The organism is Nostoc sp. (assembly GCF_036919555.1).
Classification (GTDB): Bacteria; Cyanobacteriota; Cyanobacteriia; order Cyanobacteriales; family Nostocaceae; genus Nostoc.
Window position 1 is genome coordinate 101,707 of sequence record NZ_JBALCS010000085.1, and the last position, 21,154, is coordinate 122,860.

At 41.4% G+C, this 21,154-nt stretch carries 20 protein-coding genes and 1 pseudogene; 11 read left to right on the forward strand and 10 right to left on the reverse strand.

What is annotated here, in order from left to right:
• Positions 1-2: 2 nt before the first annotated feature.
• Together V7K36_RS23640 and V7K36_RS23645 are read right to left on the reverse strand one after the other, a co-directional pair.
• On the reverse strand, positions 3-692 hold the full coding sequence (locus V7K36_RS23640) for a hypothetical protein (protein WP_335119832.1): 690 nt from the start codon (positions 690-692) through the stop codon (positions 3-5).
• Positions 689-2,026, reverse strand: a complete 1,338-nt coding sequence (locus tag V7K36_RS23645; RefSeq protein ID WP_335119834.1) for an AAA family ATPase — start codon at positions 2,024-2,026, stop codon at positions 689-691. The genes V7K36_RS23640 and V7K36_RS23645 overlap by 4 nt, the downstream gene beginning before the upstream one ends.
• Here V7K36_RS23645 and mnmG point away from each other — a divergent pair.
• Positions 2,019-3,962 (forward strand): tRNA uridine-5-carboxymethylaminomethyl(34) synthesis enzyme MnmG, encoded by a 1,944-nt coding sequence (gene mnmG / locus V7K36_RS23650; RefSeq protein ID WP_335119836.1) that lies wholly within the window; start codon positions 2,019-2,021, stop codon positions 3,960-3,962. The genes V7K36_RS23645 and mnmG overlap by 8 nt on opposite strands.
• 199 nt (positions 3,963-4,161) lie before the next feature.
• On the opposite strand, the gene V7K36_RS23655 is transcribed toward mnmG, so the two are convergent.
• Positions 4,162-4,314, reverse strand: a complete 153-nt coding sequence (locus V7K36_RS23655) for a hypothetical protein (RefSeq protein WP_335119838.1) — start codon at positions 4,312-4,314, stop codon at positions 4,162-4,164.
• A gap of 71 nt (positions 4,315-4,385) precedes the next feature.
• Between V7K36_RS23655 and V7K36_RS23660 the strand changes: the two genes are divergently transcribed.
• A complete protein-coding gene (locus V7K36_RS23660) occupies positions 4,386-5,681 on the forward strand; it encodes a hypothetical protein (RefSeq protein WP_335119840.1) in 1,296 nt (431 codons plus the stop codon).
• A gap of 65 nt (positions 5,682-5,746) precedes the next feature.
• Here the strand turns inward: V7K36_RS23660 and V7K36_RS23665 are convergent, their stop codons facing one another.
• The 4 genes from V7K36_RS23665 to V7K36_RS23680 all read right to left on the reverse strand — a co-directional run bounded on the left by V7K36_RS23665 (position 5,747) and on the right by V7K36_RS23680 (position 7,306).
• Entirely contained in the window at positions 5,747-6,175 is a 429-nt protein-coding gene (locus V7K36_RS23665; protein WP_335119843.1) for a type II toxin-antitoxin system VapC family toxin, read from the reverse strand.
• The gene (locus V7K36_RS23670) at positions 6,172-6,402 is read right to left on the reverse strand and encodes a hypothetical protein (RefSeq protein ID WP_335119845.1); all 231 of its coding nucleotides are present in this window, start codon (positions 6,400-6,402) and stop codon (positions 6,172-6,174) included. Before V7K36_RS23670 ends, V7K36_RS23665 begins: the two co-directional genes overlap by 4 nt.
• A gap of 102 nt (positions 6,403-6,504) precedes the next feature.
• The gene (locus V7K36_RS23675) at positions 6,505-6,696 is read right to left on the reverse strand and encodes a hypothetical protein (protein WP_442948508.1); all 192 of its coding nucleotides are present in this window, start codon (positions 6,694-6,696) and stop codon (positions 6,505-6,507) included.
• Between the two features lie 487 nt (positions 6,697-7,183).
• Positions 7,184-7,306, reverse strand: coding sequence for a hypothetical protein (locus tag V7K36_RS23680; RefSeq protein ID WP_335119847.1), 123 nt, complete (start codon positions 7,304-7,306; stop codon positions 7,184-7,186).
• A gap of 518 nt (positions 7,307-7,824) precedes the next feature.
• Here V7K36_RS23680 and V7K36_RS23685 point away from each other — a divergent pair.
• Positions 7,825-10,743: a DUF3131 domain-containing protein gene (locus V7K36_RS23685; protein WP_335119849.1), complete on the forward strand. Its 2,919-nt coding sequence runs from the start codon at positions 7,825-7,827 to the stop codon at positions 10,741-10,743.
• Between the two features lie 212 nt (positions 10,744-10,955).
• Here V7K36_RS23685 and V7K36_RS23690 read toward each other — a convergent pair whose 3' ends face one another.
• Positions 10,956-11,840 carry a ParA family protein gene (locus tag V7K36_RS23690; protein WP_334829542.1) on the reverse strand — a complete coding sequence of 295 codons (885 nt, stop codon included), beginning with the start codon at positions 11,838-11,840 and terminating at the stop codon, positions 10,956-10,958.
• A 334-nt stretch (positions 11,841-12,174) separates the two neighbouring features.
• Between V7K36_RS23690 and V7K36_RS23695 the strand changes: the two genes are divergently transcribed.
• Positions 12,175-13,350 carry a homospermidine biosynthesis protein gene (locus V7K36_RS23695; protein WP_335119852.1) on the forward strand — a complete coding sequence of 392 codons (1,176 nt, stop codon included), beginning with the start codon at positions 12,175-12,177 and terminating at the stop codon, positions 13,348-13,350.
• 386 nt (positions 13,351-13,736) lie between these two features.
• Here V7K36_RS23695 and V7K36_RS23700 read toward each other — a convergent pair whose 3' ends face one another.
• Positions 13,737-15,641 (reverse strand): adenylate/guanylate cyclase domain-containing protein, encoded by a 1,905-nt coding sequence (locus V7K36_RS23700; RefSeq protein ID WP_335119854.1) that lies wholly within the window; start codon positions 15,639-15,641, stop codon positions 13,737-13,739.
• A gap of 397 nt (positions 15,642-16,038) precedes the next feature.
• Between V7K36_RS23700 and V7K36_RS23705 the strand changes: the two genes are divergently transcribed.
• The 3 genes from V7K36_RS23705 to V7K36_RS23715 all read left to right on the forward strand — a co-directional run bounded on the left by V7K36_RS23705 (position 16,039) and on the right by V7K36_RS23715 (position 19,394).
• Positions 16,039-17,529 carry an ABC transporter permease subunit gene (locus V7K36_RS23705; RefSeq protein WP_335119856.1) on the forward strand — a complete coding sequence of 497 codons (1,491 nt, stop codon included), beginning with the start codon at positions 16,039-16,041 and terminating at the stop codon, positions 17,527-17,529.
• Positions 17,522-18,256 (forward strand): amino acid ABC transporter ATP-binding protein, encoded by a 735-nt coding sequence (locus V7K36_RS23710; protein ID WP_335119859.1) that lies wholly within the window; start codon positions 17,522-17,524, stop codon positions 18,254-18,256. The genes V7K36_RS23705 and V7K36_RS23710 overlap by 8 nt, the downstream gene beginning before the upstream one ends.
• 478 nt (positions 18,257-18,734) lie before the next feature.
• Positions 18,735-19,394, forward strand: a complete 660-nt coding sequence (locus V7K36_RS23715; RefSeq protein ID WP_335119861.1) for a hypothetical protein — start codon at positions 18,735-18,737, stop codon at positions 19,392-19,394.
• A 54-nt stretch (positions 19,395-19,448) separates the two neighbouring features.
• On the opposite strand, the gene V7K36_RS23720 is transcribed toward V7K36_RS23715, so the two are convergent.
• Positions 19,449-19,691: a hypothetical protein gene (locus V7K36_RS23720; protein WP_335119863.1), complete on the reverse strand. Its 243-nt coding sequence runs from the start codon at positions 19,689-19,691 to the stop codon at positions 19,449-19,451.
• Between the two features lie 186 nt (positions 19,692-19,877).
• Here V7K36_RS23720 and V7K36_RS23725 point away from each other — a divergent pair, with 186 nt between their 5' ends.
• From V7K36_RS23725 to V7K36_RS23735, 4 genes and pseudogenes are all read left to right on the forward strand, one after another.
• The gene (locus V7K36_RS23725) at positions 19,878-20,009 is read left to right on the forward strand and encodes an NAD(P)H-dependent oxidoreductase (protein WP_335119865.1); all 132 of its coding nucleotides are present in this window, start codon (positions 19,878-19,880) and stop codon (positions 20,007-20,009) included.
• Between the two features lie 318 nt (positions 20,010-20,327).
• Positions 20,328-20,525: a transporter substrate-binding domain-containing protein gene (locus V7K36_RS23730; protein ID WP_335119867.1), complete on the forward strand. Its 198-nt coding sequence runs from the start codon at positions 20,328-20,330 to the stop codon at positions 20,523-20,525.
• A pseudogene (locus V7K36_RS34280) lies at positions 20,492-20,578 on the forward strand (peptide ABC transporter ATP-binding protein); the annotation flags it as partial. The gene V7K36_RS23730 and the pseudogene V7K36_RS34280, both read left to right, overlap by 34 nt.
• On the forward strand, positions 20,571-21,095 hold the full coding sequence (locus V7K36_RS23735; protein ID WP_335119869.1) for a hypothetical protein: 525 nt from the start codon (positions 20,571-20,573) through the stop codon (positions 21,093-21,095). The pseudogene V7K36_RS34280 and the gene V7K36_RS23735, both read left to right, overlap by 8 nt.
• The last annotated feature ends 59 nt before the right edge of the window (positions 21,096-21,154 follow it).

A 21,154-nucleotide genomic window follows, 5' to 3' on the forward strand; every position in this document is an offset into this window, starting at 1 on the left:
AATTAAGTAGTTAATTTAGATTTAATTTTATTACAAAAATTTATAAAATTTTGAAAACTAGATAAGTGGGAGTTTTGAGTTTCAATCCTTTTTAATAATTGCTCTAGATAATATAGCTTCAGTACATCACCAGGATTTTTTTTAGAATAGTTAATATTTTTTGCTCTAAATAATTCTTTTAAATAAGCTTCATGGAACTGAGCATGAGTGTTGAATTTATCATAGTTACCCATTAGCTCTGGGCAATTAACTGAAACATCATAATAACGCGTATAATCTAATAATGGTTGGCTTTGGGGTTGCCTTGAGTAAATTTTTCTATTTCCTAAGAACCAAGTTTCAAGACAACGATTTTGGATGATTATAACAAGCTCTGTACTTCCCATCTGAATTTTTTCAGCAGTTAAAAAATCATAAATTTCCTGCTCGATACAGCTAACTGTATTCTCTTCTGCATCTAGACAGACTACAAAGTAGTTATACTTGCCATTTGCATTGATGTCTGCAACAGCATTAGGAAGATGATTGTAAATAATCGAAGGATAACCTTCTGCGCTGAATAGATAATAGTTATTTTTATTGACTTCATCGTAATTCTGAACTTGTTGCAGTTCTGGTAACAGATGTTTTAGCCAAGCTGGATAAACTTTTTTTTCAGTTCTTTTCCCTTCAACAAGAAAGTATAGATTCATCCGACTGCAATTCCTTCCTTAAAAGCCTCAAGATTAATCAATTGCATAAAGGCTTCATGTCTAGATTTTCCAAGATTATAATCTTTGGCATTTTTAACTGTTACTACGCCACCTCGACGAGTCACAATTTTCCAATGCTCCATCCCAATTTTATTAATAATATAAGGATGGTGGCTAGTGATTATAAATTGTAATTTTCTGTTTTCTAGTAGTAAGTCACTTAAAATATCAATACAGTTAACTCCCAAGCTATTTTCAAATTCATCAATCAAAATCACAGTTCCTTCTGTAGATAAATAAAGTTCACTAATATGCATCAGTGTTCTAAACATTCCAGAAGATATACGTTGTTGAATAATCCAATTATTAACACCTTTTTCTTTAATATTAATGAAAGGATAGTCTGCAATCATTTTAGGTAAATCTTTATCTTTGTCAGGTTCCATTCTGATATCTTCTACCTGGTCAAATATATCTGTAAATAACTGTTTAATTTCTTGAAAAGTTTCTGGATAATGATTATAAACTAATGCTAATTTAATTTGAGTTGGTAAGTTACTTTCCTGAATTTCTTCTAGAGAATAATATTTTTTTGCTAATGATTTAGGACTAATAGTTAAAGACTGAATAATATCATATACAAAAACAGAATTTTCTCCCCTTGATTGATCGCTATAAATAACTTTGTTAAATCCATCTTTAACAGGTGCAATATCTTCTTCCTCGCTCAATATTTTAACGGCACTTTCAAAAGGTGAGAGTTTTGGTAATTTATTACCATTAAATACTATCTCATGATTATTTCTTTCTATAATAACTTTTCCATTTACAGATAAATGTTCTCTGTTGATTCTAAATTTATTTTTTTCTGCATCTTTATCATCAATCATGAATGCATCTACCTCTTTGGTTTCAAATTCACCAGTCCATTTATATTTATAATTATTTGAAGAGAAATCTATGTCCCATTCCACACCATTCAAAGAACCACCTCTAGCTATCTTTCGTAAATTCATAATAGATGTAAGTATTTGTGTTTTCCCAACACCGGATATACCAACTAAAAGATTGAGTTCAGAAAAATGTATCGGCTCAAACTGCCATTCTAGTTCATGGTCATAATAGGTTATTTGGTTGATTCTCATATTTATACCTACAGAAAATAAACGAAGCTGAATAATAAAGCCATAAATCTGATTATAATTTACCCTAATTAGTCTTCTATTTATAGTCAATTTAATAACTTTATTATCAAAAAGATACCTCCAGCAAACCACCGGAACAGTTAAAATTGAAAAGGACTTTAAGCTTGCTGATCCTGTAAGTATGACCATGCACAATTCCGTTGAATTCCAAGACGCTTTTGATGTCATAGTCGTCGGTGCAGGTCACTCCGGTTGCGAAGCAGCTCTCGCCTCTGCCCGCCTCGGTTGTCGTACCTTGCTATTGACGCTCAACTTAGATAGAATCGCTTGGCAACCTTGTAACCCAGCAGTGGGTGGCCCGGCCAAATCCCAGTTGACTCATGAGGTAGATGCACTCGGCGGAGAAATTGGTAAAGTAGCAGACCGCACCTACTTGCAAAAACGTATCCTCAACTCTTCACGAGGTCCTGCTGTTTGGGCATTACGCGCCCAGACTGATAAGCGCGAATATGCAGCAGTGATGAAAAGTATTGTCGAGAACCAAGAAAACTTGACAATCCGCGAAAGTATGACAACAGATTTGGTGCTGGGCGCTAACGGTGAAGTCATCGGCGTTGAAACTTATTTTGGTGTAGGGTTCCAATCTAAAGCAGTTATCTTGACAACTGGCACCTTCCTGGGAGGCAAAATTTGGGTTGGTAACAAATCAATGCCAGCCGGACGCGCTGGAGAATTTGCGGCTGAGGGATTGACACAAACTCTAAATCGCCTGGGATTTGAAACCGGAAGGCTAAAAACTGGAACTCCCGCACGGGTAGACAAGCGATCGGTAGATTATAGTAAAATGCTAATCCAGCCAGGGGATGAAGATGTGCGCTGGTTTAGTTTTGACCCAGATGTGTGGGTAGAACGAGAACAATTGCCTTGCTACATCACTCGCACAACCGCCGAAACCCATCGCCTAATTCAGGATAATTTGCACCTTTCACCCGTCTATGGCGGTTGGGTGGAAGCCAAAGGACCGCGTTATTGTCCCAGTATTGAAGATAAGATTGTCCGCTTTGCTGATAAGGAAAGCCATCAAATTTTTATTGAACCAGAAGGAAGGGATATACCCGAACTTTATATCCAAGGGTTTTCCACAGGATTACCAGAAAATTTGCAACTGCACATGTTGCGGACTCTCCCCGGTTTGGAAAAATGTGTGATGCTGCGTCCGGCTTATGCTGTGGAGTATGACTATTTACCAGCAACTCAGTGTTATCCCACATTAATGACTAAGAAGATTGCGGGGCTATTTTGTGCTGGGCAGATTAACGGCACCACAGGTTATGAAGAAGCCGCAGCTCAAGGGCTGGTGGCGGGAATTAACGCAGCTCGATTTGTGCGCTCTCAAGAAATGATTGTCTTTGCGCGTGAGCAAAGTTACATTGGGACGCTAGTTGATGACTTGTGTACAAAAGACCTGCGGGAACCTTACCGGATGCTTACCAGTAGGTCAGAGTATCGATTGCTGTTGCGTTCTGACAATGCCGACCAACGCCTGACACCCTTGGGACGAGAAATTGGTTTAATTAGCGATCGCCGTTGGGATCTATTTACCCAAAAACAAGCAAATATTACCAGAGAAAAAGAAAGATTGCAAGTTACACGAGTCAAAGAACATGATGAAATTGGCATAGCGATCGCATCTGATACCCAGCAATTAATTAAAGGTTCCATTACCCTTAATGAGTTACTGCGGCGTCCGGGATTCCATTACGTTGACCTTGACAGGTTTGGACTGGGAAACCCCAACCTCAACCGCGCCGAGAAAGAAGGCGCAGAAATTGACATTAAATATTTTGGCTATCTCGCTAGACAACAAAATCAGATTGACCAAATTGCCCGCCAAGCGCACCGCCACTTACCTGGGGATTTGGACTATACAACAATTGATACTCTTTCCAAAGAGGCACGGGAAAAGCTGACTCACGTAAAACCACTCACTCTTGGCCAAGCAGCACGTATCGGTGGTGTAAACCCAGCCGATATTAATGCCTTATTATTATATTTAGAATTGGGTAGAACCAAGAGCCGGTCTAAGTTTCCAGCGTTAGCTTCACACAAAGTTGATAAAGACTGAGTATAGTAATAGGGAAGGAGATTGGTATGATAGATGACATAAATCTTAGTACTGACATTATCAACAATCTTCCGATGAAAGTTGAGTTTAATACCAACCTCAATCAACTCGTCTAAATCGGATGGGGGATTGGGTGTTTGATTAATAATTTACGCTGTGTGCAACTTTCTCTCAAACCTAACGCCCAACCCCTTCCTTACTAGGGAAAGGGAGCAAGAATCAAAGCTTCTAACGCCACTTGCGACCCTGTGGGAACGCTAAGAGCGAAAAAGTTGGGCATTGCCCGCCCAACGAAGTGGCTCCTCTCTGTGGGAGAAAGGTTTGGAAGCGGGGTTTCAAGAATAAGTCGCACATTGCGTTAATCCTGATTTCCAGGCAGTAAGGGCGGCGTTTCTCCGTCCTAGCAACAAAGATAAAACATCTATGTTACAAGAAGCCAGCACCCGTCCTCGTCTCATAATTGTACCGGAACCATCAGAAGACTTAATCGCCAACGAGCCTTGGTCGATAGAAAACTATGCTGATGGCCTAATGGATGAACTCTTTGCCGATATCGACTACATTCTAGATGTTAGTGGTAATCTGCCTTTTCAAACCGTTAGGCTCAGTAGTCAGAACAAATCGCAGTCTGCTACTGGAGTTTCCCCCCAACCTCAACATCAGTCGCCTTCAGAAAACGCGCCTCTGCAAACAGTTACGATCCCCACACGGAACCAAGCAGTACAGTCAGTTGTTCAAGATAACCACAAACACTTAAGTACTGTGAAATCAGTTAGTAGAAAGCGTCAAAAAAGTAGTCGGACTTTGGGCAAACTACTGATTGTGGGAACAACTTTAGGCGTGGCGATCGCTGGTATTATCTACCTGATTGGGTCTGGAGTCATATATCTTTTAAATATCAGATTGCCTGAATCAGCTCTTCTAGTGCCGCAAGGGCAGTCACAGTTGCCTGTAAAAACAGAAATTGAGGCAGAATTAGTTGACTATATGCTAGAAGCGCTAGCAGTTATAGACAAGGAAGAAGCAAAAAGCAATCAAAAACCGGAATTCTCCAGTCGGGCAAATACTAACCAAATAGCCCTTGGTAACGAGCAAATAACTGGTAATCTACCAGCATTTTCACCAGCCCCTAAACGTTCTGGAAATGTTGTTGAACGCATCTATGTCCCCGTTTATCAAGCGCCGTCGCCAACGCATTACGCGTTCCCGGCTATTCCTGGTAGTCCCAGACTTTTACCACAATTTGGCAATGCGTTAAAGGAATCTCAACCGAATATTGTTAAATCTGCTCTGAATTCAGTGCAACAAGCTGCCAAACCTGTAACCGCCAACTTTGCTGCGGCTGTACAAGCCGAATTTAAACGTGTGGCTGGGAAAACTGCACCCATTACCGTGCGGCAAACACCCAACCCTCTACCGGCATTACCAGTAGTTCCATTGCGGGCTGCACTCGCACCAGAATCAGAGCCAACTATTACCCAAGAACAAGTATATCCGGCAACTGCGATCGCGGTTGCTCCTAGTGATACTTTAGAGGGATTGCTAGAGTTGGGCAAAAAATCTGCCGCTTTGTTTAAAATTGATGGCGTGACTCGCCGCATCAATATGGGTGAAAGTATTGGCTCAAGTGGTTGGACACTAGTAGATGTTAGTAATGGCGAAGCTATTATCCGACGTAATGGCGAAGTGCGATCAATTTACGCAGGGCAGAAATTGTAAAAGTTTTTCTGTCAGCAGCTCTTTCACACACCAAAATATTGCCGCTATCTTTGCCTGCCAACTAACTAATCGCTATCTTGCGCCCCCAACGGCTGTAACAACTCATGAATTGACAAAATGGGTATAGATGAACTCAAAAAACCTTGCGTATCGCGTGTCAAAATAGCGTCTAACCCTTGAGTAATAGCACAAGCAATTTGAACGGCATCTTCAAAATCAGCTAAACCAGATCCGAACGCTGATTCCAAGACGGCTCGATTAACGGCACAAATTACCATAGCAGTTAGCGTTTCTGAAACTGCTTGACGTGCTTGCTCGATGCTGCGAGTGTGTCTTCGGGAAATATAAAAAATATCTGTAAGTGTTGTCGCTGTAACATATCCAACGATACGACCAGAATCAATCTCCTGAAACAACAGTTCCGCGTCTTGGAAAAATGGCTCTCGCTCCAACAGAAAATCTAGGACAATATTGGTATCAATTAAAACTTTCACTGGAGATACTTGTCCACCCGTCGCTTTTCTAACATTGCAGCCACTTCTTCATCAGTCGGTGCCGGCTGATCTGTTTTTAACAAGCCTCGCATCCGTCTAATCGCGCCAGAACGCTCAGGCTTAGAAATTGGCGTGTCTTGCAAGGACTCAATGATGGCGCTCACCAGTGCAAGGCGATCGCTCGGTGGTAGCTTGAAGACCTGTTCCTTCAATTCTTGTAGCAACATAGACGGCTCCTATGGTCGAAGGTGTCTATCATCTAGTATGAGCGATCGCGCCTTCTATGATCAGATTTATTGACCCTGCTACAGCAGATTGCCTTGGGATCATCACTGACTATTTCTGCTCCGTCCGCTCCAACGTTTTGTTAAACTACGCTTTGGCGATAATTTTACGATTTCCCAACCACTTTCAACTTGCTGTTTCTGCAAATCCGCAAAAATTGCGTCCAAGTTATAGTTGAACGACTTAGCATATTCTTCACGAATTCGGTGAATTTCTTCTACAATTTCGTCTTGCAAGATAATTAATCTCCCAAAAGTTCATAAGGTGTAGAAAGAATTGGTAGCTCATAATAAAAATCAAGACTGATCTCTGTTAACTTTCCCTGAAGTTGAGCATAGATACATACTTATAGCAAACCAATATCTAGAGCCTATCACTAACACTAAAATAATGAGATGTAGCGATTATCAGATTGGAAGGCTTACAGACACACTTAGCTGATATTCAGTTGTAACATTGGACAAGACCCGGCGATAAACAAATAACATATATAGGACTAGTATTTGATTTCTGAAAAGATACGTAGGGTGTGTTAGCGACAGCGTAACGCACCATCATCAAGGGTTTGGTGCGTTACGAACTGCGTTCTAACACACCCTACAATACCTAATTTTGTTCAAAAATCAAATATGATTCCTATATAACAGATAGCGACTGATGAACTTAGCAACCATAAGGTTCTATTTATTTTTAGAACGAGGTTTAGTTCGTGTATGATTTTCTTCATAGTCTTTTACCTCCTTCGCCACCTTCTGCTGGTGGCACACTTTCCGATTTTTTCCGTAGCTTAATCGCTACGTAAAAAAGGGGTGTAGCAATCTGTGAAATGTTATGAGCTTTCGCCATTAGGTCTCTCCCCTCAGAGAGACTTGTGGAATCCAGAAGCAAAAATTTTGGTTCTCTATATTCCTATTCTTATAAAATAGCAAACATCAAACCCTATCCTCGGTTGGGTTTTTACTACTTATAACCAGTGATAACCGATTAATTATCTCAAGAGATTACTGGAAGATGGAACTCAAAAGGCAACCTTAAACTATTGCCTCACAGACAACTTGGTGGTCGAATGGCAAAATGCGGCGGCGGCAAGCAACCTCGACTACTCCAAAGGTAGCTTTCATCAGTCCGCTGCCCGTACATACAGTACTGAGAAAACCTATATTCTGAACCCTGGTAGTTGGGGTGTTAGTAGTCCGCTTTGCTCATAAAAAATCTATTATGAGTGGGCGATTTAATTTTATTTGCTAACGCTACTCGACTAAATTGATAAAGCTATTACGAAAAGAATAGACCTGATAAAAGCTTGATTTATGGATTATAACTGTACAGACGGGCTATAACGCTCCTAACTCTTTCTTTGCAATATGATATATAAACCCCCTCAACAAAAGCTGTTGAGATGGATTGCATTGTTCCTAATTGGAACATTTCTGCAATTGTTGTTCTACATCCCGACACCAGTTTTATCCCAATCAAATAGCTGTAGCAATATTACAGCCCCGCTCACACCAGAAGAACAAACTTACGCTCGTGCTGCTTGGCAGTATTTTGTCAAAAATTATCAGCCAACAACGGGATTTACTAACTCTACCGGGGGTTATCCTTCGGGTACACTCTGGGATATGGGGAATTACCTGATGGCATTGAATGCTGCACGATGGTTGAATCTGACTGACCAAGCAGACTTTGATGTTCGCCTGAATAAGTTTTTGACGACTCTCAACAGCTTGAAGTTATTTGAAGATACCTTACCCAATAAAGTCTATAATACAGCCACCGCACAGATGGTTGATTATGGTAATAATCCGCTTGAGCGGGGTATTGGTTGGTCTGCTTTGGATGTCGGGCGAATACTGGCGGCGTTTGATGTCATCCGCACCTGTCATCCTCAATATAATGATTGGCTCAAAGGAATTGTCGCAAAGTGGCAAGTAGCGCGATCGCTCAAAGATGGACAACTTTTTGGCGCGACTGTTCTCCCAGACAACAAAACGTTACTGGTGCAAGAAGGACGACTTGGCTATGAAGAATACGGCGCTAGAGGTTATCAACTTTGGGGTTTCTCTGCACCCAAGGCTATTTCCCTAGAACCGTTTAAGTTAGTTGAAATTAACGGTGTGCAAATTCCCGTTGATACCCGTGACTTTAAAACCACCAATGCTAATAATTATGTTGTTAGTGAGTCTTATATCCTTGATGGGATTGAATTTGGTTTGCAAGGTGAGTTAGCTGATTTTGCTGCCAGAGTCTTAGATGTGCAAAAACGGCGTTTTGATACCACAGGCCAGTTGACTGCCGTTACAGAAGATAATATTGACCAAACACCCTATTTTCTTTACAACACTGTCTACGCTAACGGTGCAACCTGGGCAACAATCACGGATGCCAATCAACCTTATCCACAGTTTCGCAGCATCAGCACAAAAGCAGCTTTTGGTTGGCGCTATCTTTTTCCAGATAATGCCTATGCCCAAAAAGTTTTTGATGCAGTCAAGGATCTCCGCAGTCCTGATGATGGTGGTTATTATGCTGGTATCTATGAAGAATCAAAACAACCCAACAAAGCTTTGACAGGTAATACTAATGGGTTAATTTTAGAGATTTTATACTACAAAGCTAGGGGAAATCACCCTTTAATTGCTTCCACTTCTGCAAGTGTGTCTACTAGTAAGCCCAGCGAAAATGCTTCTCCTGCAACACCTCCAAATCAACCGAATTCTCCTGGTAAGCCCAACGAAAATGCTTCTCCTGCAACACCTCCAAATCAACCGAATTCTCCTGGTAAGCCCAGTGAAAAAACTTCTCCTGCAACACCAGCAAATCAACTAAATTCTCCTGTTACACCTCCGATCGCAACCCCTGCGAACAATTCTAAAGTTATAGAAGTGACAGTTGCACCTATTCCACCAGTGGATAATCCTGAATCATCATCTAACCTGAAGCTAGATCGACCACTGACGATTATTGAACGGCGCTATGCAGGTGCGGCTTGGGGATACTTTCAAGCAAATTATCACTCCAAGAGTGGGCTGATCGACGATCGCAGTGATTTCAAAGGCGCAACTCTCTGGGGATTGGGAGATTATCTGGCAGCACTCCATGCAGTGCGATCGCTTGATATAATTACCGCGAAAGAATTTGATCAACGCACCCGACATCTTTTAGCAGCTTTGACAAAGTTACCGTTGTTTGCTGGTGAATTGCCGAGTCGGAGTTATGATACGCGATCGCTCCAACCAATAGATTATGGTGGAAATCCAGTTCCAGAAGGAAACGGTTGGTCAGCTTTAGATTTAGGTAGAATCCTGGCAGCGCTTTACAACTTAAAAACCTGTCATCCAGAATACACGGCTGCCGTCGATAAAATTGTGCTGGATTGGTCATACTTGCGTGTGGTGCGTGAAGGTATTCTTTCCAGTGCTACTGTCACCAAAGAACAAGATGGGCGAGTTATTACCCGCGTCAACCCGGAAACCCGCTTAGGTTATGAGGAATATGCAGCTCGTGCTTTTCAATTATGGGGATTTAATGTTGAGCATTCTGCTGTTGGCGGTGAATATCAAACTGCCTCAGTAGAGGGAGTGAAAGTACCAATCCAACGCCGTCGCACAGATACTAACTCCAAAGTTAACCAATACACAGTTAGCAATCCTTTCTTACTCTATGCACTGGAGTTTGGACTAGATCCACAAATGCGATCGCTCTTTGAACCAATTTTTCAGGCGCAAGCTGAACGTTACCGTCACACTAACATCCTCACAGCTTCAGCTACCACTTTGATTGATCGTAAACCTTACACTGTTCACAGTACAATTACTGGGCACGGTGAGTCTTGGGTGGCTTTAGGAGACGATGGTAAACTAATACCAAAGGGGCGATTGGTAAGTACAGCAGTCGCTTTTGCCTATCATGCCTTGCTTCCAGAAAACAAGTACACTCAAGAGTTACTGCAAGGAACGACTGATTTATATAATCCATTAGTGGGATTTTATGAGGGCTTCTATGAAACCACAGGTAAAACAGCAATTGGTTTCACCAGCAGCACCAACAGTATGATTTTGCAATCGTTGCTATACGAAGTGACGAATGGACAACCCCTAATTCGTCCGACTACCAGCATGAAATCTCCTTGGTGGGAAGAAGTTACTAAGGGAGATTCTGGGCGAGGTTTACCCAACACTGCTACACAACAAACCAAGTTAATTTCTCATAGTTCTGGAAGTTACTGGGTTTCAGGTAGCGAAAATACTACGTTAGGAAGTGGTACAAAAGTTACAAATTGAATCAGAATTCTGACCAAAGAGGCAGGGGAGCAGGGAGCAGGGGAGAAAGATTCTGGAATTCCCCTGCAATTCGGGTTTCAAGCCCCTAAATTTATTTATGTCAAAAAGCTCAAAAATAGCAACCTTAATTGATTTGGGAAAATCGAAAGTTTAAGATTTCCGACTTATTAAATAAGTCGGAAATCGTGTTATTTACGACTGGTTTAGCTTTGCTATAGCTTTTGCAACAACTCCTGAGTTAACTGAAAGAACGCTTTTGAACCAGCTGATTGGGGAGCAATTAAAACAGCTGGCATAAAGCTATCAACAGCCTTAGCAACATTGACATCAACTGGTATTTGTACCTTACAAATTTTTTCTACACCAAAATCTTCAACAACGCGGTGCATCACTTGTTTATAGTATCTGCCAGTGAGAAGGTTAGCGCTGGACATACTAAATACAATTCCCAGCATTTTTATATCTATCTTGCTTTCATGTCCGTGACTGTCTTTTAATTTGGCAATCCGTCTTTCTAATAGTTGAATACCCACTATAGATAAAGGTTCTGGTTTAGCAGGAAGTATGTAGTAATCGCTGGCGGCTAAAGCGCTACGAGTCAATAGATTATAGCCAGGGGCACAATCGAGAAGGATAAAATCATATTCTTGACGTACTGGTTTTAAGATGTTATTAATCAAGACTCTTTCAAAGCGATTCCAAATCATTTCAAAGTCTTGTTCACCCAAAGCAGTTGCTTGTTTATGCAGCATTTCTGACACAACAAATTCATCATACAAGTCGATATCTCCTGGTAATAAATCCAGTCCTGGAAGATTACAAACCGGGGATTGAATGATATCTTGAATTGTTAGTTTTGCTTGTGGGTCTGGATTGATAACTTCGTCTATTAGATACCTAAATGTCTTGCTTTGTTTACGACGCTTGGCAAAATCTAAAGGCGACATTAAACTGAGTGTGGCGCTAATTTGGGTGTCTAAATCAAGAACAAGCACCCGCTTGCCATGATTTTTAGCTAAACAGGTAGCTAAGTTGACGGTGAGGGTGGTTTTACCAACGCCACCTTTCATATTTGCAGTAGCAATTACATATCCCATTGGTTGAGTCCTCTGTTGACGCATTCCCATCTAGGTAGCGTACACCTATCTCGATCTATTAAATCTTCCATTAAACTTAATATTTTCGGAAACTCATTTGTAGGCGTTGAGGTAGGTGACACGATTTAATCTCAGCCGTTGTGCTGTTTTTTGATGAAAACAGCTAGTTACAGCTATTTTCAGGTAAATAAACCACGCAGTAGGGACACAGCAATGCTGTGCCCTGACGACAGATGTGGTTCAAATAAATGAAAACAGCTATAAATTGCTGTCACTTTGGTTGAAAGCTAGATAACATTAGATTCGGCGTGTTTACTAGTTCGGGAGTGCCAAAATGTCTAAACAGCTGGGTCAAAAAATTGCACCGACACCTATATCAAATGATATCAATGTGGTGGATTTGATTGATCAATACTTCACCGCTTATAACTCAGCGCGGTTGCGGGAAATCTGCCAACTTCTAAGCCGCGATGTGCTAAAGGAAGGTGTCACGGTGGGAGTTAGCCTTTCCGGTGCGATGACACCAGCAGGATTCGGAGTTTCAGCCCTTGCACCCTTAATTCGCAACGGCTTTATTGACTGGATGATTAGCACTGGTGCAAATCTTTACCATGATATGCACTACGGTTTGGGTTTTGAACTCTTTGCTGGTAATCCGTTTTTGGATGATGTGAAACTGCGCCAGGAAGGCACTATTCGCATTTATGACATTATCTTTGGTTACGATGTGCTGCTGGAAACTGATGCGTTCATCCGCAAGATTCTGCAAGGGGAAGCGTTTCAGAAGCGGATGGGAACGGCTGAGTTTCACTATTTATTGGGTAAGTATGTTCGGGAAGTAGAAAAGCAATTGGGTGTGCAGCATTCCTGCTTGCTGGCGACAGCTTATGAGTGTGGCGTCCCTATATATACGTCTTCCCCAGGAGATAGTTCAATTGGGATGAACGTGGCGGCTTTAGCTTTGGAAGGTTCGCAGTTGGTGATAGATCCATCAATTGACGTAAATGAGACGGCTGCGATCGCATATAATGCCCGTGAATCAGGAGGTAAAAGTGCAGCTGTAATTCTCGGTGGCGGTAGTCCTAAGAACTTTTTGCTACAAACTCAACCGCAACTTCACGAAGTATTGGGGCTAGAAGAACGAGGACACGATTACTTTGTGCAGTTTACCGATGCGCGTCCAGATACAGGCGGTTTGTCTGGAGCAACCCCATCGGAAGCCGTCAGCTGGGGTAAGATTGACCCGGAAGAGTTAGCTAACACAATTGTTTGTTATACCGATAGCACGATCGCTCTACCACTGGTGACAGCATACGTCTTGAATAAGTGCCAGCCTCGTCCCTTGAAGCGTGTGTACGACAGGCGAGAAGCCATTTTGGATAAGCTGCAAAAAGATTATCTAGCAGCCAAAACCCGACCATCGGATCAGATTCCAGCAGCAATGGCTGACAGTGCTTCACAGCAAACAGCGACTTATCCCTGCGGTCGGCTGATTCCGAATGCTAATTAGGGAGTAGGGAGTAGCGAGTAAGATTCAAAGCCTCTCTCCTTTTAGGCTACCGTGTACACACAAGTCTCTCTTGACGCAATTTACAGTTTATCGAATAGCCCAAAGAAACCTCACCCTGGTTTTGCTTGTGCAAAACCTGTCCCTCTCCTTACTAAGGAGAGGGATGTCCGTCAGGACAGGGTGAGGTTTTTGTTTTGGGTAATTCGATGACTTATGTGTACACCGTAGCCTAATAAGGAGAGAGGTCAGATCGGGAGCATCTCAGTTTTGCAAATATACCAGATGAGAAACAAGATTCTTGCTCCCTCTCCTTACCAAGGAGAGGGTTGGGGTGAGGTTTGACAAGGTTTTTTACGAGAGTGAGACGCTCCCGGTCAGATCGCTTCTCAGTTTTGCCCAATCAACAAATAAGTTGTCATTTTCCCTATGCCTTGAACTTCGATTTCGCCCCGCTTTTCAAATAAAAATTCATCAGACAAACACTTATAAGTATTTTCTGTAACCTGGATTTTACCAGCAATACCTTGGGATTCCATGCAGCTAGAGATGTTTGCCGTGTCTCCCCAGAGATCATAAGTAAAGTTGTTGAGGTCAATTACTCCCGCCACTACAGTACCGCTATGGATGCCGATACGAATGCTGAAGTTTTGGTTATTCTCAGTATTAAATACAGCGATCGCAGTTTGCATCTGGAGTGCCATTTGAGCGATCGCTTGAGCATGATCTGGGCGGCGCGTAGGTAAGCCACCAACTACCATATAAGCATCGCTAATGGTTTTGATTCTCTCTAAACTATATCGCTTGGCGAGGCGATCGAAAGTTGAGAAAATTGGATTGAGTAAGTTTACCAGATGAATTGCACTCAGAGAAGCAGCAATTTCGGTAAAGCCCACAATATCTGCAAATAAAACCGTGACATTAGCAAAGTCTTCGGCAATGTTAGCTGGTTCTTCTTTCAAGGGTTTGGAGATTGCGACTGGTAAAATATTCAGCAATAAACGTTCGGTTTCTTCCTGCTGATGGGGCAGCGCTTCTTCTGCTGCTAGTGGCTGGGTGACATTGCGAAAAATGCCGCGAGTCGCAACTGGATGACCTTCGACAAATTTACAGTTAATATTACCTTCTAGAAAGATTGTTTGACCGTCTTTAGTAACAAATGCGGCTTTTACTTGCCCAAAGTTTTCTCCTGACAGCACGCGAGAAAACCTTTGCAAACATTCTTGTTTAAAATCTGGATGTATAATATCGAAAACAGTCATATTCGCAATTTCAGTTTCGCTATATCCCAAAGTTTCTCGCCATGCACGATTGACATACAAAAAACGACCAGAGACATTGATGGATTGAATCAGGTCATTAGCATTTTCAAATAAATCTCGATATCTTTCTTCACTTTCTACAAGTGCATTTTCTGCTTGTTTGCGTTTGATAAACTGGCCGATTTGACTACCAATAGAACCCACCATTTGCAATAGGTCTTTATCTTTTGGTTGTACGTCCCGGCTAAAGAAAACCATTACTCCTAAGATTTCACTATCGTCTAAGATGGGGAAGCCAAAAGCTGCGTGCAATCCAGCCTCAGCCGCAGGTTGCGATCGCCGAGTGTCTCTATCTTCTGTGATATCTTGAATCCACAAGGGCAAACGTCTAATCCAAATTCGACCAGGTAAGCCAACACCGAATGTATAGGTAGTTTGCCAGGTGATTGCTTTAAACTCGCGGACAGAAATTACTCGACTTGACCAAATTTCCACACACCTTAGTACTGCATTGATGGTATGTCCCTGTACCGAAGTGCCAATATATTGATTTGGTGTCCAAAGTTCGCCTAAATCCCATTCCAAGTTTTGACAAATCGACTGCAAAATTTGCGGAATTACCTGCTTGACGCTCTGAGATTCTGATAATATCCGAGTAATAGCATACTGGGTACTTGTACGCTGTTCCCGGTGTTGCCGAGCAGTAATATCCCGACCAATGTAGACAATATCTTCTAATCCTTTGATTTTTTTCGGAATTACTGAACAAGAAAAAGCAATCAACCGTTTTTCTCTAGTCTTGGTTCGACAAACTACCTCGAAATTCTGAAAAATTTTCGGAAAAGAAGAATGCTGGTGAATGGCTGGGATTAATACTTGATTATCATCAATTATCAGTGATATTGGTTGATTAATTAATTCTTCTTCGCTAAAACCAAATAATTGTTGAGCAGCATGATTTACATTTTTTATTTTTCCTATTTTACTGGTTATAAACAAAGCATCTGCCATTGCAGTAATCACTTGTTCCATGTTCAAATTTATATTTCTTTTGGAGGATTGACAATTGAATATAAGATTTATCTTTAGTTTCATCGGCGATCGCCTTTATCAAAGCTACCACACCGGCTTTAGCAGCAGATCATCAGTTTCCCATACTTGAAAGTTCATTTTTCAACATAGCGCGATCGCAGCCACCTTTGAGTTCATCGACCAAACTATCAGCAATGCCTCCAGTGCGAACCGATAACCTGAGCCAACGAGAAAGGAGTTAGATATCAATACGCTTAGGTTAAGGCTAAAACTCTTTGTTAAAGTCAATTTTTTTAACGAACTGCCCCGCCAACGCCTCTGGTCTGGTAGATAAAGACGCAAAGAGAAGGAAGAAATACTTAAGCGGACTGTATTGGATTATATAATTATCAAATTTATGAAAAAAAAGAAAGTATGGCTATTAACAATCCTGGTTGTAGCAGTAGTAGGAATCAGCATCATCACAGGACATAGTAATTCTCTAAAAGCTGCTTCACCTTTAGGCAAAGACACGCTGACGATGATTACTTCCCCAGATTATCCTCCTTATGAGTTTTATGATACGAAAGGAGGCGATCGCCAAATCGTTGGCTTTGATATAGATATTGCCAAAACCCTTGCTCAAAAATTAGGGTTTAAACTTAAAATAATGGAATCAGATTTTAATGGATTAATTCCTGCACTGCAAGCAAATCGCGCTGACTTTGTAATGGCTGGGATGACTCCGACTCCAGAACGTCAGAAAAATGTTGATTTTTCAATTATTTATTACGAAGCTAAAGATACAATTGTTGCTCCTAAAAGTAGCAACCTGAAGCAGCCCCAAGATTTATCAGGAAAAAAGGTTGGGGTACAACTAGGAACGATACAGGAACAAAATGCCCAGAAAATTGCTAAAAAAGTTGCGGGTATTCAGCTAAAGCAACTCAACAAAGTGCCGGAAGTAGTTCAGGAAATCAAATCTGGGCGAATTGATGCAGCAATTGTTGAGGATACCGTCGCTAAGGGATTCGCCCAAGCTAACCCAGATTTAGAATTTAATATTATTCCCTCAAAGGAGGCAAGTGGATCAGCGATCGCTTTTCCCAAAGGTTCTTCTTTTGTAGAACCGTTTAGCAAAGTCCTTCAACAAATGAAGGACGATGGCACATTGGAAAAACTTGTAGCCAAGTGGTTTTCACAGAATACTACCGCCAATCCTGCATCCTCAACTCCTGCCAAAGGCGGATTAAATCTCGACTTCACCAGAATTCTTCCAGACATTCCCTTTATTCTTCGGGGAATTCCTTTAACTTTGTTGTTTACGCTATTATCTGTATCCTTGGGGTTAATCTGGGGAACAATATTGTCTCTATTAAAAATTATCGGCATCAAGCCGCTTACCTGGGTTGCTAACGCTTACACCTCTGTTTTTCGAGGCACACCTTTGTTATTACAGTTGGCGTTGGTTTACTACGCAACACCCCAGCTTACAGGCTATGACATTTCAGCATTGCAAGCAGGGGTGCTAACTTTTACGCTGAATTCTGGTGCTTATATGTCGGAAACTATCAGGGGTGGGATTCAGGCGGTGGATAAAGGGCAAAGTGAAGCGGCGATGTCTATGGGTGTTCCCTATTGGTTGATGATGTGGGATGTGATTTTTCCCCAAGCATTGAAGAACATTCTCCCCGCATTGGTGAATGAAACTATCGGATTGCTCAAAGATTCCGCACTGGTGTCAACCATTGGGGTGGTGGAAATATTACGCAGCGCCCAAATCGTTGGTGCAAACAAGTATATTTATTTTGAACCACTGCTATTTGCAGGATTAATCTACTATGTTTTAGTAATGGGTATGACTTTGGGTGCATCTGCTTTAGAAAGGAGGTTACGGCAAAGTGAGTAATGTAGTAATTCGCACGGAATTCTTATGTAAATCCTTTGGCAAACTCGACGTACTCAAAGATATTTCCACTGAGTTTTACCAGGGAGAAGTGGTTGCCATATTAGGCCCTTCTGGTTCAGGTAAGTCTACCTTTCTGCGATGCATAAACTTGCTAGAACAACCCACCAGAGGAAGAATATACTTTCACGAGCAAGAAATCACCAATCCCAAGGTAAACATTGCTAAGGTGCGCCAGCATTTGGTGATGGTATTTCAACATTTTAATTTGTTTCCCCACATGAGTGTGCTGCAAAATGTCACCTACGCACCCATAAAGGTGAAAGGAATAAACAAGCAAAAAGCAGAACAACATGGCTTAGAATTGCTTGCTAAGGTAGGTTTAGAGCTAAAAGCGTCTGTCTATCCGTCCAAACTATCTGGGGGACAAAAACAACGAGTAGCGATCGCTCGTGCATTAGCAATGGAACCAGAGATGATTTTGTTTGATGAACCCACCTCTGCATTAGATCCAGAAATGGTCAAAGATGTGCTGGAAGTGATGAAAGCTTTAGCGCTATCTGGAATGACAATGGCGATCGTTACCCATGAAATGGGCTTTGCAAGAGTTGTTGCCAATCGGATTATGTTCCTCGACCAGGGAAGTTTAGCAGAAGATACTACTCCTGGCGAATTTTTCCAAAATCCTAAGTGCGATCGCGCCAAGCAGTTCTTGGAAAAAATGCTTTAGAAGAATTTAAATTCGCCACTTTTCTTGTATTACTGAAACTTTTTAATTTCAAAAAATCAGGTTTTCAACATACAAGCATTATGTTATTACAAAATACATAAAGGTTTCGGGAATATTTATTAATACATTGCTCGACTTCTTCATCAAAAATTTATATAAAATATTTATGTGATTATGGTACGTTTTTTTAGTGTTTCTTACCAAGCCAATAGTAAGGATAAAAGAACATATTTGTGTTGATCCTACAGGTTTTTCACATTTGTTCTGTCACTTTAACTTTTCAAACGATCAGAGTAAGCTTGCGTCACTACTTATCTAAGGATTGCTAATCAAGTTTGTTAAGGTTCATAACCGATACTACGATAAATTCAGAGATCAGAAGCCCTAGATTCTGACTCCTGAATTTAACAAAATAATAGGCATTCTGGAGATTGTTCGCAAAATCGCGTTTATTCATTCAATAATTCAAGGTTTATTCATGAAAATTCAAAAATTCTCTGTATTGCTTGCGATGGTGACTTGTTCATCCATTCCTTTTGTGTTTGCAGTCTCATCTGCTCAGGCTGCTGATTTCGCATTCAACGCGAATTTTACCAATGGATATTCAGCCGAAGGTTCGTTTACAACTAAAACTAATGCTCCGGCTTCTTTTTCAGAAATTAGTCCAGGGTATAGTCCATTTTCAACTCAATTTTTGGAATCTCAGTCGCTATCCATTTTTGACTCCACCAATACACTTCTTCAAAGTGGTAGTTCGGTTATAAACGGCATTTCGACTGACAAGTTTTTACGTTTGGATTACGATAACTCTCTAACTGCTAACCTTCCAGCATTAGATGTCAGCACCGATACACCTAGTCATAATCCGTACTATTTCATCTCCAATAGCATTGATCCCAGCGGTGACATTGTTGCATCTGGTAGCACTAATTACAACCTATTTTTGTTTGACAAAATTACTGACAAATCTACTTTCTTAGGTGACACAACTAGCATTAAGGCAACACCCGTCCCTGAATCTTCTTCAGTAATCAGTTCACTGGCAGTTGCTGCTTTTGGTTTTGGTTTTGCTTTTAAACGGAAGCTGAATAACAGGACTGCATCAAACTGTCGCCCAACCAATGTTGCTGTTATCTAGTCAGTCGTGAATCGTTCTGAACCCACCAAACCCAAATATGAGTATCAAGTACAATCATTGCAAAACTTCCCAGTCCTCTAAAGCGACGGGTTCTGTGGGGTTGTCATAACGGTATGGCTGTGTGTTGTGCAAAAAATAAGGATTTGTCTCTGATTGGGGTTTAGGTGCTGCTTGGTGCTGTGGAGTTTTAGTTTCCAGAATAATCACTTCCACAGCATCCCCGGCATGAAATGGTAAACCCCGCAGCGTCAGACTTCCATCTTCAGTTAAAACGACTTCTATCTTGTGAGCGTTCATATTTCGACTCCAAAGCAGGGTTTTTAGTCTTCACTATCATTAGTGTAATTATGTAATTTTGTAATTAAGTACAAATCTAACTTAGAGAAAGTTTCTAAAGAAAATCTAAAGGTAGCAAATAGCGATCGCCTGAAAACAGGATAATGCAGTTGATTTGTCAAATCCTTCCCATTCAACCTAACAACTATGGCATCTACACCCAAAATTCTCGCCTTTGCCGGCAGCACCCGGATTGATTCTTACAACAAAAAATTGGTAAAAGTCGCGGCGGCTGGCGCGAAGGCAGCAGGCGCAGAAATGACTTATATGCACCTTTAGCTTTGACTGCTTTTGTAGGTAAAGTTGCTAGCATGGTTCAATGCAATCGCATCGAGTTGGAAGCAGTTTTTGGACAACTTTATCAAGCATGACTCGATACAGCTGTTTGCACTTGCTCATGCCAGCCGATGAAAATTCATGAAGAAAATTCTTGAGATGCTGAGGAGTTGTTTGTAGAGAAACAAGCGCTTTTGAGACATTGGCAACACAGGCAGCTGACCACATCACAGCACGCAGTAGTTATATAATTATCAAGTTTATGAAGAAAAAAAAGTATGGCTATTAACAATACTGGTTCTAGCAGTAGTAGGAATCAGCATGATCACAGGACATAGTAATTCTCTAAAAGCTGTCTCATCTTTAGGTAAAGACACGCTGACGATGATTACTTCCCCAGATTATCCCCCTTATGAATTTTATGATCCTAAAGGAGGCGATCGCCAAATCGTTGGCTTTGATATACATATTGCCAAAACCCTTGCGATCCAGAAATGGTCAAAGATGTGCTGGAAGTGATGAAAGCTTTAGCGCTATCTGGAATGACAATGGCGATCGTTACCCATGAAATGCGACCGTAAGAAAAAGGCTTCTGATTTCCTTGCCGACTCGATGTGTGCAGCTTACGTAAAACACGAGCAGCTCACAGTTCTCAGCGTTGGCCCAGCAACGAACCTGGCAAGAGCTTACGAAAAAATTGAGAATAAACCTAATAAGTACGGTTGCCCGGAATATATGCAACTTTCTCAGTTGAAGAATGTCATTTCAACTCGGTTTATCGGTGGTGTGTGGGATACCAACAAAGCTGATAATTTCGATGCAAAAGGAAATTATCGTCTGAACGAACCTTACCCAACCTGGACATCGGGGAACATCTATTTTCAGGATGGCTCGCATCTCTTTAGCGAGCATCATCTGCCATTTCCCGGTACAGATTTTGAAAACATTCAAACCGGACAGCACAAGAAAGCCTTTAACTCGCTCAATAATGCAGAAGCCAATTTCTGGATTGATGCCGTTGCTATCAATAAAATCTTAAATTCCGGCATTCCGGCATATATAGCAACCGCCAAGGTGGTTTGGGCATAAACTAGAAGTAGTCCCTTTCGTTATCCTGCAAAACGCGATCGCTGTAAATATGCCCAAAC